Source organism: Paenibacillus massiliensis 2301065 = DSM 16942 (assembly GCF_000377505.1).
GTDB lineage: Bacteria > Bacillota > Bacilli > Paenibacillales > Paenibacillaceae > Paenibacillus > Paenibacillus massiliensis.
The window spans coordinates 337409-352354 of record NZ_KB898189.1 but is presented as its reverse complement, the minus strand read 5'-3'; the positions used below and the strand labels follow the sequence as shown (position 1 = coordinate 352354).

13 protein-coding genes are annotated in these 14946 nt (G+C 43.1%); 9 read left to right on the top strand and 4 right to left on the bottom strand.

The window, feature by feature from the left end; all coding sequences use genetic code 11:
- Position 1 precedes the first annotated feature (1 nt).
- Positions 2-1066, top strand: coding sequence for a DNA cytosine methyltransferase (locus tag D328_RS0112440; protein ID WP_205622124.1), 1065 nt, complete (start codon positions 2-4; stop codon positions 1064-1066).
- Positions 1067-1248: 182 nt separating this feature from the next.
- Here D328_RS0112440 and D328_RS29020 read toward each other — a convergent pair whose 3' ends face one another.
- Positions 1249-2460, bottom strand: coding sequence for a DNA-methyltransferase (locus D328_RS29020; RefSeq protein ID WP_018885345.1), 1212 nt, complete (start codon positions 2458-2460; stop codon positions 1249-1251).
- Between the two features lie 164 nt (positions 2461-2624).
- Between D328_RS29020 and D328_RS30675 the strand changes: the two genes are divergently transcribed.
- Positions 2625-2876: a helix-turn-helix domain-containing protein gene (locus D328_RS30675; RefSeq protein ID WP_026281155.1), complete on the top strand. Its 252-nt coding sequence runs from the start codon at positions 2625-2627 to the stop codon at positions 2874-2876.
- On the top strand, positions 2860-3444 hold the full coding sequence (locus D328_RS0112425) for a PDDEXK family nuclease (RefSeq protein ID WP_205622123.1): 585 nt from the start codon (positions 2860-2862) through the stop codon (positions 3442-3444). Before D328_RS30675 ends, D328_RS0112425 begins: the two co-directional genes overlap by 17 nt.
- 559 nt (positions 3445-4003) lie before the next feature.
- On the opposite strand, the gene D328_RS0112420 is transcribed toward D328_RS0112425, so the two are convergent.
- Entirely contained in the window at positions 4004-4255 is a 252-nt protein-coding gene (locus D328_RS0112420) for a helix-turn-helix domain-containing protein (RefSeq protein WP_018885343.1), read from the bottom strand.
- 163 nt (positions 4256-4418) lie between these two features.
- Between D328_RS0112420 and D328_RS0112415 the strand changes: the two genes are divergently transcribed.
- From D328_RS0112415 to D328_RS0112390, 4 genes are all read left to right on the top strand, one after another.
- On the top strand, positions 4419-4937 hold the full coding sequence (locus tag D328_RS0112415; RefSeq protein ID WP_018885342.1) for a hypothetical protein: 519 nt from the start codon (positions 4419-4421) through the stop codon (positions 4935-4937).
- Between the two features lie 621 nt (positions 4938-5558).
- A complete protein-coding gene (locus D328_RS0112405; RefSeq protein ID WP_026281154.1) occupies positions 5559-7799 on the top strand; it encodes a carbohydrate binding domain-containing protein in 2241 nt (746 codons plus the stop codon).
- A 224-nt stretch (positions 7800-8023) separates the two neighbouring features.
- Positions 8024-8593, top strand: coding sequence for an SF0329 family protein (locus D328_RS0112400; RefSeq protein ID WP_018885339.1), 570 nt, complete (start codon positions 8024-8026; stop codon positions 8591-8593).
- A 1035-nt stretch (positions 8594-9628) separates the two neighbouring features.
- A complete protein-coding gene (locus D328_RS0112390; RefSeq protein WP_018885337.1) occupies positions 9629-10177 on the top strand; it encodes a hypothetical protein in 549 nt (182 codons plus the stop codon).
- A gap of 285 nt (positions 10178-10462) precedes the next feature.
- Here D328_RS0112390 and D328_RS0112385 read toward each other — a convergent pair whose 3' ends face one another.
- Positions 10463-10756, bottom strand: coding sequence for a hypothetical protein (locus D328_RS0112385; RefSeq protein WP_018885336.1), 294 nt, complete (start codon positions 10754-10756; stop codon positions 10463-10465).
- Between the two features lie 137 nt (positions 10757-10893).
- Here D328_RS0112385 and D328_RS0112380 point away from each other — a divergent pair, with 137 nt between their 5' ends.
- Both D328_RS0112380 and D328_RS0112375 read left to right on the top strand, forming a co-directional pair.
- The gene (locus D328_RS0112380) at positions 10894-11172 is read left to right on the top strand and encodes a YciI family protein (RefSeq protein ID WP_233426189.1); all 279 of its coding nucleotides are present in this window, start codon (positions 10894-10896) and stop codon (positions 11170-11172) included.
- Between the two features lie 102 nt (positions 11173-11274).
- Positions 11275-12426, top strand: a complete 1152-nt coding sequence (locus D328_RS0112375) for a GNAT family N-acetyltransferase (RefSeq protein WP_018885334.1) — start codon at positions 11275-11277, stop codon at positions 12424-12426.
- A gap of 88 nt (positions 12427-12514) precedes the next feature.
- Here D328_RS0112375 and D328_RS30275 read toward each other — a convergent pair whose 3' ends face one another.
- Entirely contained in the window at positions 12515-14788 is a 2274-nt protein-coding gene (locus D328_RS30275) for a BglG family transcription antiterminator (protein WP_018885333.1), read from the bottom strand.
- Positions 14789-14946 lie beyond the last annotated feature (158 nt).

The window sequence follows — 14946 nt, the reverse complement described above, 5'->3', positions numbered from 1 at the left end:
GATGGGTGAGTTGATGAAAATGGGGGCGAATTTTACTGCAATTGATTTATTTGCAGGATGTGGAGGGCTATCCGAAGGACTGCGTCAAGCGGGATTTAATGTAATTGCAGCAGTTGAAATTAACAAGTACGCAGCAGAGATATATGCTGCCAATCATAAGGAAACTTTGTTGTTTAATGAAGATATTCGTAAGCTTGATATGGAAAAAATTAATGAGATTTTAAATGGGGAGACGCTCTATCTTTTGGCTGGTTGTCCTCCTTGTCAGGGATTTTCCTCGATGAGAAGGCTTAACCGAAAGGAACCAGTTGATGACCCAAGAAATGATCTGATTTTGGAGTATTTAAGGTTTGTGAAAGAACTCATGCCACTCACTCTAATGATGGAGAATGTCCCTTCAATAATAAATTATGACCTATTTAAGCATGTTGCAAATGAGCTTAAGGCCATGGGATACAATATTGATTTTGCAGTTGTGAATGTTTCGAAATATGGTGTTCCACAAAGAAGAAAAAGGTTTGTTCTGGTTGGTTCTCGTATTGACGAAATAAAAGTATCACCTGGAAATGATGAAAGAAGGACAGTAAAAGACGTAATTGGTGATTTGGAAAGTGCATATAATTCTGCTGACCCTGTACACAAGATTTTTCCAAAGCATAATGCTAGAATACAAGAAATGATAAATAAAATTCCTAAAAACGGTGGGAGTAGACGAGATCTTCCTGAAGAGTATATTCTAGATTGCCACAAAAAAGATAACATAGGCTTTAATGATGTGTATGGACGACTTAAGTGGGATAATGTATCTTCGACGATTACAGGTGGGTGTTTGAATCCATCAAAGGGAAGGTTCCTTCACCCTGAAGAAAATAGATGTATCTCAGCAAGAGAAGCTTCTTTATTGCAAACATTTCCGCCAGATTACGTTTTTCTGGCGCACATTCCGAAGACGTCATTGGCACTGATGATTGGAAATGCTTTACCACCGATGTTTAGTAAAATTCAAAGTGCTAACATTTTCTCTCATATTGCAGAACATTATGACAAAAAAAGAGAAAATAAGTAGTTAGCAAATTTACCGTCTACTTATGGACCTGATTGTGTGAAACTATAGAAGTTAAAATATGAAAGTGATGTTGCCGCTCAACCCTTCTTACCAGGGAGGGGACTAGTTGTAATGAAAACTATTCATTTTTTGAGACCTGCAAGCAAGGTGATTAATGCGTATTTGCAGGTCTCTTAAGATGATTAGAAAAGGGTTTCCTCATCAGTAGTGTTATTTTTTTTATTTAGAGTTTCAGGCAGCCAATGACCATTCTTAATCCGAATTTTTCTCATGGCATCTGTAAACAACGTGTTTTTGTTTTTTTGTATTTCTTCTAGGTAGTTTTTTTGAACTTCCAAATTATCTAGTCTTTCCCTAACAAGATCAATACTTCCTAGTTCAATTCCAATCCATCTGCGCTTCATTATCTCAGATACTGCATACGTTGTACCACTACCACCAAAAGGATCAAATACCAAATCCCCCTCGTTGGATGATAAGCTGATAATACGCTCAAGAAGTTTCATTGATAGTTCGTTTGCATCCCTTGTCTTAAACTTACTGTGCCTTACAGGTGGAATATCGTACCACACATCAGTAAGGTTTATACCTTGTAGGTTAAGCTTGTCTTTGTACCCACCATAGTCACGTATATCGCCTCCACATTTTCGACAAATCTCTAACGGAAGTCGTTGTTCATTAAAGGTGTTGGCCCTGGCTCCTTTTGTGTAATAGAGAAGGGAATAGTGCGATGGATATAGCTTATTCTTTATAGGGAGCCTATACTTTATATCTACTGCAATCCAATGTTTAAATGTAAGCCGCTTATTAAGGACATTTGAAATGTAGGTGTTCCATTTGGGTAAATTCCAGATGAAGAATGATCCACCCTCCTTTAATAAATCAACACATTGTAATACCCACTTTTCAGTCCATCGTAAATATTCTTCTTCAGAGATTTTATCATTTATTCCTGACTCATATTTTTTGTCTAAATTGAATGGTGGATCAGCAAAGATAAGATCAACTGACTCGTTCTTCATTGTATTCATTAGTGACAAACAGTCTCCCTGATACATTTGCCCGTATTGTGTTTCAAAAGCAAACGTATGTTTTTTATCGGGAATATTTTGCTTTTGAGCAAGATCATCCTTAATAAATTCGCTAATTTCTTTAGAACGTAGATTAAGAAGGTCAAGGATAGAATCATCTAGAATACCAAGCTTAAGTTTTAACTCGAGTTCGGATATTCCAGATGCAATAACAATCTTTTCTAAGTCGCCACTGTTAGGAAGTAAACCTTGCTCGTTGTAATATTTCAACTTTGCCAAAGTTAAACTGGACTTCTTAGAAAACAATTTTAGGTCAACGTCTGTTTTTATGTTAAGAGCTTTAAAAAGTTTATTATCAAACACTGATTTACTACACTCCTCTGAAGACTATAGTGCGCATAGTTCTTCTTAATACTATCATAATAAAACAGGGATGTTAATATGATTTGAAACTAGCGAAGACTATAGTCCGTAGACGGTGAGTCTCACTTCCCCCGAAAATTGGAGATAAGGAAGGGGGCAGCTTCTTGAATCCAGAAAAGGCATTTGGAATAACGTTAAAGAAATATCGTAGTATGGTTGCATTATCCCAAGAAGAACTTGCTCTTCAAAGCAACTTAGATCGTACATACATAAGCCTGTTGGAGCGTGGGCTAAGAAGACCTACTTTGAATACAATAATAGTTATCTCAAAGTGTCTTAATAAAAAACCTAGTGAATTAGTTCAAGAAGTTGAGACGCTGCTTAATGAACATCACACGAGTGAAGACCCTGATTGATAAAGGAGATTTCTCACAATCAGACGATTTCAAGATCATTATGCAACATATTGAACAGGCTACTTATAGTATTCAAAACCCACCTGGTAGTGGGAAGTTTTATCTTCATGCTAAAGAAAAAGGAAATGGTGTTGTACCAATTAAAGATTCATTTATAGCAACGTTAAATTCATTTGGTTGGGAGGATGAACGAATTGTAACTGATCCTGTGATCAAAAAAAGAAAGTTTGATACTTCATTCAGGCTTAGTAATGGAAAGTATTTTGGAGTTGAATGGGAAACTGGTAATATTTCCTCTAGCCATAGGGCCTTAAATAGAATTGTTCTTGGAATATTAGATGGAGTAATTGATGGTGGTATTCTAGTGCTTCCATCAAGGGCAATGTACAGGTATCTAACTGATAGAATAGGTAATTTCCAAGAGTTGGAACCGTATTTTAGAGTGTGGGAAGCTCTTGAGTCAAGTATAAACAATGGCCTTATTAGGGTAATAGAGATAGAGCATGATGGTGTAAGCTTGGAAATTCCCCCTATCAGAAAAGGTACTGATGGGAGAGCGCTTTTATAAGGCATTACGGGAAAGGCTACTGATTAACAAGGTGGCCTTATTAATAGTGCTAATTTTTAATTATTAATATGAACATACAATTATAATATTCATAATAGCTTATAATTAGGAATCAACTCTTAGTGTAAGGTTTAATTAGATTGCTTAACTATTAGAACGATCTTAGGATCGTTCTTTTTTTATTATTGCATTAGTTAGTCGAGTACATTAAGGTGCAAAACAAAAAAACAACTGCTATGCAGGTGTGTAGCAAGTACTTATAACACAAAAACAACTGCTATGCAGGTGTGTAGCAAGTACTTATAACACAAAAACAAAACTACCTTCAAACGTTATAATAGAGTTATTCAAGATACTATGGTAATGAAAAGAAAGTACACCCAACATAGATTCCAGAAAAGGACCGCTCCTCAGTTGACTACAGGGAAGTAGTCGCATCGCTTGAAAACTTAACTTCATTCTCTACTTGACGATGGGAATATCTCGGCAAGCACAATCTTTACTACCCTACGCTTTGCTAGTTGAGAGAGACCTTGTTAAAAGAATATTCTCTTTAAATCTACTCAGTTTCCTCACCCAGCAATTCCTGAACAGAAACCTCCAATGCTTTCGCTACAGCAACCACCTCGTAATCTTGTACAAGTCGATGCTGCCCCTCCAATCGTGACAAACTGGTAGGACTTATATCTAAACCGAAGGTATGAAGTCTGGCGAGAAAATCCTTTTGTTTCATTTTCTTGGCTTTTCGAATGGCTACGACTCGGGTACCAATAATGTTTTTGTCGCCTGCTGGCTCGTTTCGATGCCTCATTTGGTAATCACCTCACATTTACCCAAATTGTATGCGAGTTAAGTCTTGTTTTAATGCGATAATCGAATTTAAATGAAATAAACCGATATACGCACTAAAATTAGGTTGCATCTTCTGCGAATCCAGTCACGAGTTATTGAATGGGAGGGGATAGAAGGAGGATATGAAAGAGCTGATGTGTAGATATGAGCAGGAAAGAAACAAGCTTAATAAACTTGGTCAGAAGTCTCTTGAGGCGGGAATTCCGTTGGGAAGTAATAATGAAGTACAGGAGCAAAGCCGTAAGGTGGATAAATTGATAGCTTTGATTTACCAAGTGAAGCTGGGGCATAGAATAAATCGTTACTTGAGCTGCCACATAGGAGGGGACAATTTGGATTTTCCAGCGTGGATTTTACAAGCGTTTCGAGGTCGATTGGATGATGTATCTGCCCGAATTGAACATAACCCGGAATTTGGAGCTGCTTCTGAAGAGGAGCGCAAAGCATTTCAAACCTTGCAGGCCAGCACGGATCTTGGGCGAATGCCTGAGTTTGCAGACTGGGAGGACAAGCATCATCACAAGCAGGCAATATTGTATGAACGTCTATATTGGCAAGGAATAAAGGACGGGGTACAGCTTTCAAGTGCTCTGAACTTTTCTACTATCCCTGAAAAAGAGATACAAAGTGAAGCTGACTGACTTTACATTCAAATGTATGGGGAAATACAGGAAATTAGCCGAAGTGGAGAAGGAAATAATATCGAATCGAGAGCAAATGAAGTATACATTGAACGAGAATTTAAAGAAAGCGGATGATCCGCTGCGCTGCGTCCTTATTTGATTATGTCGTCTTGAGTAATATGTCCACAGGTAAGGCTGACAAACTGCTGTTGGGGGATATATAATTCATTTTTGACGTTACGGAGTACTAGGCCCAGTATACAAACTAAGTAACGATTGATTTTCGCCTTTCTGGTTCAACCAGGGAGGCGTTTTTTGCTTTTTAAAGCCCTTTTCTAATACTGGGGATATCGAATCTAACAAAGGAGCGTGCCAATATAAAAGCTTCTTATTGTAATTTTGTGCAATGCAAAGTGGGCCGCAAAAAGGCTGCTGGTCAATGAAATGGCAGGATTGATTCAGTATCGGATAAGCTTTGTTAAAAGAATCATAAACTTTAAGCTGGTATAAGTCGATGAAATTATTAGGGCTTATACATACATAAAATTCTAAATGAGAATATACCTAACTATTAATTTAAGCCCGAGCGTAGGGGTCAGATTTAAATATAAAAATAAAATTCATTACAGGAGGTAAGCTATGAGTAAGAGATTAGGCATTAGGTGTTTAGTTGTAATGATGATGGTGTATGTATTTGCTTTTAATCTGGGTGGGGGGACAGTACAGGCAAGTTCCGTATATTATGTCTCTACGACGGGGGACGACATCACTGGAACCGGTACACTATCGAATCCATGGAAGACCATACAAAAGGCAGCAGATACCATGACAGCCGGAGATACCTGCATCATACGAGGGGGTACATACCAGGAAACCGTAACACTTCGTACTTCCGGAACTTCTGTAAGTCCCATTAACTTTAAGGCTTATCCGGGAGAGAACGTAACCGTATCCGGTGCCGATCCGATTACTGGTTGGGAACATTACTCTGGGTCCATCTATTATGCGGAAATGACGGGTTCCCTTGGAACCAAAGATCAGATATTTGTGAATAAGCAAATGCAATTTGAAGCCAGATGGCCCAATTCACCAACACTTGATCCCTTAAATTCAACATTGGCAACAGTGGATTTCGGTTCGGCTACAACCATCAAGGATGGGGACTTAACTCAGGAGCCAGGGTACTGGGTTGGCAAGACGGTATGGAGTGTTCCGGGTACAGGCTACAAATCTTATAGAAGTACCATTACTAGCTCAAGTGAGGGCTCCATTACCTTTGAACACATGGCTGCTGCAGCGACAGGCGGTAACAGCTATTATATTACTGGTAATCTTGAAGATCTGGATAGTGCGGGAGAATGGTATTATGACAGCATGACTAGCAGACTTTATTTGTGGGCACCTGGTGGAGTGGATCCGAATACTTTGACAGTAGAGGCCAAGATGCGGACTTATGCATTTGATTTAAGTGCTCGCTCTTACATAAATATTACCGGAATTAATATCTTTGCCTCCAGCATTAAAATGTCTAATTCTAATTACTGTAAAGTGTCTAATATGATTGCGGAATATGTCAGTCATGATTCAGATGTTACCAGCCAATACAGCACAGGGATATTTATGTCCGGTACCAATAATGAGCTAAGAGACAGTACTTTGACCTACAGCTCCGGTAATCTGGTGAGTATACAGGGAACAGGTAATAAGGTCATTAATAATCTTATTCATGAAGCCAATTACTCGGCAGCGGATATGCCAGCAATCTATCTACTCGGGGCCAACCATCTAATCAGTCATAATACGGTATATAACGCTGGGCGTCATCTGATATTTATGCCTACCCAAAATAGCCGGATTCAATATAATAATCTGTACAATGCAGGTAAGCTGACAAGAGACTTGGGAATACTCTATGATTTTGCCTGGGATGGGCAAGGGACGGAAATTCATCATAATTACATCCATGATAATCTCGCAAAGAATTATTCCGGCACTGGTATCTATCTGGATAACGGTAGCAAGGGCTATATTGTGCATCATAATGTGGTATGGGGCAACTATTCAGCGATCAGATTGAATACCCCCAGTAATTTTAACCTGATCTATAACAATACCACTTACAGTAACGGGAATGTAGGATATTGGGGAAGTAATTTTCAGTCAGATCTGTACGGCGACAGAATATTCAACAATATCTTTACTACGGCCTTCACACTGCCTGGTACTCATATAGAGGGGAATAATATTACCTCAGAGACCAATCCGTTATTTGTGAATCCTACAGCATATGATTTCAGGTTGAAGTCCGCTTCTCCAGCTATTGATGCAGGGGCTGTAATACCTGGAATCACAGATGATTATGTTGGTGCGGCACCAGATATTGGAGCCTATGAGTTCGGTGGAACAGACTGGACTGCCGGGCATGATTTTTCTTCACCTCCGAACCCGTTTTTTGAGAATGTCAGCTTATCTTATGTGAATAACGTAAGGCAATCTGATTTTGAGAAAGGAATAGTCTCGCCATGGGAAGCAACCTATTCAGAAGATGCTGCAAGTGTATCGGAGCCAAGAAGTGGCTCTAAGAGTGTAAGACTAGGAACCGGAGAAGATGGTATCGAGCAGGTACTTACGGGGCTAAGTCCTAATACCAGCTATATATGTACCGCCTGGGTTAAGGCAGACCTAGGAGAGCAGATTCAGATTGGTGTGAATGGCTTCGAAGGAACGGGTGCATCTGCGACATCTGACAGTACATCCTGGACTATGATAAAAGTTCCTTTTACAACGGGAGAAGGCGCTACTAGAGCAACATTGTATGCTTACAAGAATCCTGGTACAGGATATGTGTATGTGGATGATTTTGGGGTAGTTGAGCAATAAAAAAATGTAATGAAGCGGCGGCTTTTTCCCGGAATTCAACCGGGGAGGGGTCGCCGAGTTTGTTGAATTTGTAAAATAACCTGTATAAACTCCCGAAATCCAGTATTATGAAAGTAATAGAATGGTGGGGAGAATAAGCAATCCAATAAACGGTCTCATCATTCATAAAGAAAGCCTGGTAGCCACAAATACGGGTAATAGGTATTGAAAACATAGGAGGATATATGTCCTGGAGTAAATTAAAGCAACAACTGGAGAGCTTCCTTAGTCCCGGGTTAGATGGAAGGGTCGAATACGGAGCGACCAGCTACCGTTATGTACCTGATAAATCTGGAACTTGCTATATCACGGTAGATAAGAAGAACATACTCAACATAAGTGATACAATTAGCCCAATCAAATGGTATCAGACAGAGATGGAAATTAAGAATGATCCCAATATCCAAATCCCTATCACCGATGAAGAGATTGAAGCGATCAGAAAGGATGCCAAGGGAAATATCCCGGAGGATCGTCTGGAGGTCATTGCAAGGGGACGGAAAATATCAGAGCTTGCAAAGGAGCTTTTGTCAGCTCAGGCCGCATTAAGCAAGTCTAATTTTACGGTTGTAGCTAATAAGTTCTTAACTACTTCTATTGAGGACAGCTTAGAGAGTAACGATATCTTGTTGAATATTCTAGCTCTCGTAGACAGACGAGTCGGGAAAAAGCGGATACTGAACATGAGCGAGAAGATAAAGCTGAAGCATCCGATTGTGCAGTATTTCTACGAGCTACGACGCAGAACGTTATAAAAGCGGATATCTCTTAATGCTATAACTATGGGTATCTCTTAACGTTATAACTAAGGATATCTCTTAATGCCATAACTATGGATATCTTCTAACGTTTTACGGATTTTTCGTAATGCGGTGTTAATAGGTGTTATTCTTGGGTAGATTTCGTAGGTAGATAATCCACTAAAGCCTCAAGACTCTACATTACAAGCAATTCTTCCAAAATCTATTTGTCACTATTTGTCCGATGCACACGCCAAAAATCGCTTTGATGCGTGCATCGGACATGTTTTATCGCCGTTGTTATCGTAATACATTGAATGGTGATCTCTAAAAATGAACCTATCCACCGTTGTTATTTTCTCTTAGCAGGAATCCACTTGAACCCACAATTCATACACCCGTTTACAAGATGACCCCTTCCGACGAATCCCATTAAGATACTTACGGGTAGGCAGAGGGAAAATGACAGCACTGCTAATACGCTTAATATTTGTAGAACCGCAGCTGCTCCATTCGTATTACTGTACAGGAGCATGGTACCGCTGGCCACAACACAAAGTATTCCTACCAGGATCATAATTCCCAGCGTTTTGAACAGGTTGCCGAAGCTGTAGCCTCTTTTGTTCGCCACGACTTGCTGTGACTTGCATTTACGGCAGATAACGACTTTAGTTGTGGTGCTCGTGTGGCTTCCAGATCCTTTTGCCGGGCTGGCAGCTGCCCTGTTTATTTGGGGGCCATTTGCCTTCGGCCGGCCGCTAACGGCAGTGTTAGCATTAGTGGATGATGTCCTGCGAGGCTGATTCACAGATGGTCTCGTATTACGTTGCACTTCTTTTGACTCCCTCCTGAGCAAATGTATAGGCATATAGTACTATTCGTACAATGTTTCCAAAATCCTCCTATTGGCTCTTCGCTTTTGTCCTATTTTTTATTAGAGTCGATTCTAGAATCTAACTGGAGGGTGTATGACTATTTTAGGAGAAGCTCACTCCACACAAAAGTCATCACGCTGTGTACATTTAGCGAAGAGAAAGGAAGGACCGAGGCATGCAAGAAGCAGCTGAACAGCTCATTCAATTACTTGGACAGCCTTACCAAGCCAAGCAGGTTCAAGCCTTGCTACAATCCTTCGGGGTCAAGCGGATGTCGTCCCCTAACAGCTATTTCAATGACGATATTATCTGGTCCGTGAAAGCTTCGCTACGCATCGATCTTTATCGTGCACCCAAAATCAATGATCTGACCGGTCTCCACTATACAGCAGAAGATGGATGGATCATTGGTTCTTTGCATTTCCTTGCGCCGGGGGCAGATGACCGAATTAAAGCTCCGTTTGCTGGCAAGCTACCGGAAGGAATCACGATGAGCTCAACACCGGATGAGGCCATACAGGCATATGGTCCACCTGCATTGGATGAGGAATGCTGGAGGCCTGGATATACTGGCCGGATCTTAGCATGGCGCCAGCCGAGCACAAATATTGTCATGGATTATGAGGATAATGAAGGGAATCTGGGGCTGAGAAGCTACACGGCCTGTCTGATTGGCTGCATAGGCGCCTGGAGAAACGATAATCCTGAGGTCTATGCTCCGTGAGTGCAAGTAGGAAATCCGCTCTCCGTAATATCTAAACTATTCCACCGTCAGCTCCTTCTGAAATGGGCCGCTACATTTCTACATTCACGATCGAGATGCTCTTTAGAAAGGATCCTTTATAAAGGATGCTGCTCTTCACAAAATTCCCTCTAGATATTATTGATGAAGTGTCATTGTTAAAGTGTACTCTTCTCTAAATTCCCATCACGAAGCACAAAAAGAACGCGAGCGGATCGCGTTCTTTTTTGAGTCATTCCAATTCTTCCATAGGCCCTATTTTTAAAATCAGGCTCTACCGATCCAATCTATGTCCTCTACCGCATAATGCCGGACTGCATACTCGACGGCCTCGTCCAGCGTATCCAGTAGATAGTCGTTGATAACCTCCCACTCGGCATCGCACAGGAACAGGTAATATCGCTCCTCAGACGCGTAGGTAGCAATGGCGAGAGCAGTAATTTGTATTTGATGGGTAGAGCCGTCGTCTTCCTCAAAGATGACAGAGCTTAATATGCGGCTGCCGTCATTTGTGGTGTACTGTAGCACCTCTGCACCGTCCAGTTGTAAGGGACAATCCATTAGCTGATCACGTCCTTTATTGCTTATATATTTTCCAATCACTGTAGAGCATTCATGTGATATTCTAGCTATAAATATAGTACATACACGAGTAATTTATCTATTAAGGATATGAATGTATCTTTAGAGGAGGTTGAATGATGACATATATATATTTAATGCATAATGTAAAGCCATTGAATGAAGAACTTATCAAGAGCCATGTGGCCTATTTAAAAGAGTTAAATAGAGAAGGTAAGCTTGTACTTTGTGGGCCTTTTACAGATTACCCTGGAGGAATGGTCATGTTTTCAGCTGAAAATATAACGGAAGCCATGAGTATTGTAGAATCGGATCCCTTCATCGCTTCAGGATGCAAGACATTTGAAATGAGAACATTAGAGCTGGCTAACGAGGGGAACAATTACCTGTTGTAGCTAATACAACAATACCTTCAAGGTTATATTTTACGACATGGTCTGGTTCTTTAAGAGGGGCTTTTTGGATGAAGATGAAGGACAAGGAGTAGGGGATGAATTATGAAAATAGAGCAGCTACAGCTTGAAGACAGAGCGGAGTTCATCGCGTATTGTGTACGGCATCGGCGTGAGGTGGACGATTCCTTTCTGTATGAGCAGGATTTAGAGAAGTTCGAGCCTAATGAAGAGAATCCTACCCTGGTGATCAAAGAGGATGGAGCAATCATAGCCGTGGCCTCCCTCATTCTTGATGACTATCATAGACGTGGGAGACAGGGGCGTTTTCGTATTTTGCACTCGGAGAAGCCAGACACAGAGGTGTATGCCCTGCTGCTGAACGGCATGATGGAGCACATAGCACAAGTGGGGCACGAGAAATATATATCCAAAGTAGAGTGTGTAGAACAAGCAGAGCATGTAGAATACGCAGAACGCATTGAGCATGTACAAAAAGCAGAACACGCAGAACACGCAGAACACGCAGAACACGCAGAACACGCAGAACACGCAGAACACGCAGAACACGCAGAACACGCAGAACACGCAGAACGTGTTGAGCAAGTAGAACATGTAGAACACGTGAAGCGCGTAGAACACAGGGCAGGACTCGAAAAAGTCTTTCTGTTCGTGCCGCTCGTCAATGAGGCGCTTGCTGCTCATGTAGAAGAGCTTCATTTTTCGGTGGAAAGGTATGTCTTCCTCTTAATTAACGACATGAAGGAGATTCAGCCTCTTAGCCTGCCAGAGGGTTACTCGATTCGGACCTTTCAACCGGGTCGGGATGAGGAAGCCTGGTGTCATATCCGTAACACGGCCTTTGCGCAGCTCACGGGCAGCACGACGCCGATGACGCTTCAGATGCTGCAGAACCAGATGTCACAGCCAGCTTATCTGGAAGGCGGAATGTTGCTGCTACTGCATGAGGATACGCCCGTCGGAATTATACGGGGAGCGGACGATGAGTATGAAGGAGAGGCTGCGATGAATATCGGGCCGCTGGCCATCTTACCTGCTTATCAGGGGAAAGGGCTAGGAAGGCAGCTGCTGAGAGCTTCATTGGCATTTGCAAATAGCCTCGACTATAAGAAGACAGTGCTGTGCGTGAATGGGGAAAATGAACGAGCCAAGGCATTGTATGTGCAGGAAGGCTTTGTTCAGGTGGAGGGCGTAACGGCCTATGAGTATGACCTGAATAGAATTAATGGACAATAGATAATAGGGAAAAGTGTGCCCATTACTGCGCTGTGATCTGGCAGGTGCACCATCCACATATATATAAATAGAAAAGCCCGAAGCTGCATTAATACAGCTCCGGGCTTTTGGATGCGAGGGCTTCACCAGCTACCTCCAGAAAAGCGCCGAAGGTGTCGCATTCCTGAAGCCGATCTAGTAGAGGTTGTTGCCGGATGAGCTCGACACATAGATCGTAGATGCCCATGGCCTGCTCGTAATCCTCCTTGCAGATTGAGAGCAGGAATACAGCGTGGACGTGATTGTCCTCATCCCAGGGCAGTGGCTCCTCCAGCAGGCAGATATACACCGCTGTACGAGTGGAGCTCAGCTCCAGTGGATGGGGAATAGCCATCCCCATACCGAGTGCGGTGGAGGCCATGGCTTCACGCTCCAGCACCGCTGGCATGAATCCTTCGGTGACGACACCTTGCTCCAGTAAGCGTGCACTCATTTCCCGCAGGAGAGTATCCTTATCGGTGGCCCGTGGCAGACGCATGAACCATTCAGGCCGGAAATACCGGAAGCAGGAGCTCTCTTGCTGCTGGTCACTCGTGCGGACCAGTTGGGTAATGGTCGCCATATCCCGATCAGTCGGAATCGGAGCAACGACGGCAGCAGGCTTGTTCTTCTGGCCCGGTAACCGGATGGTGGAGATCACCATATCCTCCTTCACGGAGAGCATATCCTCGTATTCGCGCAGGGAGACGACGCGCGTCACATCCAGCTCAGCGAACAGGGAGCGCAGCCTGGATTCCAGTATGCGTGCCGTGCCATAGCCCGAGCCACAGACGAGCAGGACGGTCTTGCGCCGACGATGGGGAATATGATATTTGCGTTCCAGCGCTGCACCGAAATGCAGAGCCAAATAACCAATTTCGTTATCGTTAATGTCGTATGGATAATAGCTCTGTAGCTGCTTCACCGCACCAATCGTGACCTCGTAGGCCAGTGGGTAATGCTTGCGGATATGGTGCAGCATCGGATTACGCATATTCATGCCATGCTCCAGCCGAATCATCATGGGCTTCAGATGAGCATACAGATCGCGAGACAGACGTTCATCATTCCGAAGCTCGTAAGCATAGCGTTCATGGACATAGTCCAGCATGCTTCGCACAGCGAGCAGCAGCCGATCCGATTGCAGCTCTTGCCATCGCTCTTCGTCTTCGGTCATGCGTTTGCTGGCAATATGCAATTGCACATAATTCCTCTCTCCCACAGGACATTCCAATTGATACGCCTGCTCAATACCGCGGATAATGCTATCGGCAAGTAAAGCATCAGGGTCATGGTGACCGTGAGCATCAGGGGGATCGAGTGGATTGAGATCACCCAGGTCAGCTAGATTATCGTGGGCATCTGGAGCATCAAGATCGTCAAGATCGTCAAGATCGTCGTAGGTATCGAGCTTATCGAGATCAACTGGATAATTAGACACGGTACGATCATCAGAAACATCAATATTGTCAGAAGTATCAGGAGCATCAAGGTGATCTAGGGCAGGCTGTCTCTGATCCTGCCGACGTCCCGGAGCTGCCTCCACAGCATTGTCGTCTGAGTATTCTCCAGAGCCAGAGGGCGGCATCTTGGAAGCTGATGCGACGGACTCAAAATGCTGTAGCCCATGGCCAGATTGAATACGTAATATCATGACAGCCAGATGAGTGATTAGATCCTTGAGCGCCAAGTCAGCCATCCGAACGTTGTGCTGCCGCAATTGCTCAACCACCATCCTGCGCAGCTCCGAAATCTGTACAGGATGCAAGAGATGCTCCTGATCCATGGAGCTGCTCAGCGTATGCTCCTCGTCGCGGACGTCTGCATATTCTGCGAGGCAATAACGAATGCTCTTCTCCTCACCAACGATGCTTACTCCGTACGATGGCTTGATGGACAGCTGGATCCCGTACTCCTCCATGATCTGGCGTAAAATCTTCACATCATTGTTCAGCGTTGCCCGGCTAATGTACAGTGAGTCGGCTAGGTCCTCCATACGGATGTCCTGATGTGCATTCAGCAGGGCGAATAGCTCGTAACGGATGCGCTCCTCCGGCGTATCCGGCAGTGGAGGGGCATCGTCCTTCACGGGCGATGTCATGGGCAGCTCGCGATAGCGTTGTTCGTCATTGATGACAATGCTATAGCCATGCTGGCGACGTGACTCCAGGCGAGCCCCATGAGCTTGAAGGAGGTGATCCAGCTTCTTCAGATCATCTCGCACCGTCCGCTCGGTAACCTCCAGACGCTCCGCCAATGCACGTGTAGTCCAGCCTTGCTCCTGTCCACCATGGACCTCCAGCAACCGAAACAATTTCTTTAATCTCGGGTATGGAAATGTCATACCACATCAGACCTCCTTTCCGACTCACGTCATAGAACCTTTCGTTGATACCAAATCTTATCTGTGTTCTATTTGTATTCTATCTGTGTTGTATTTGTATTCTATTTGGACTCAGTCTATTTTTTATCTGTTTTCTACCCATCTTCTATATGTCTACT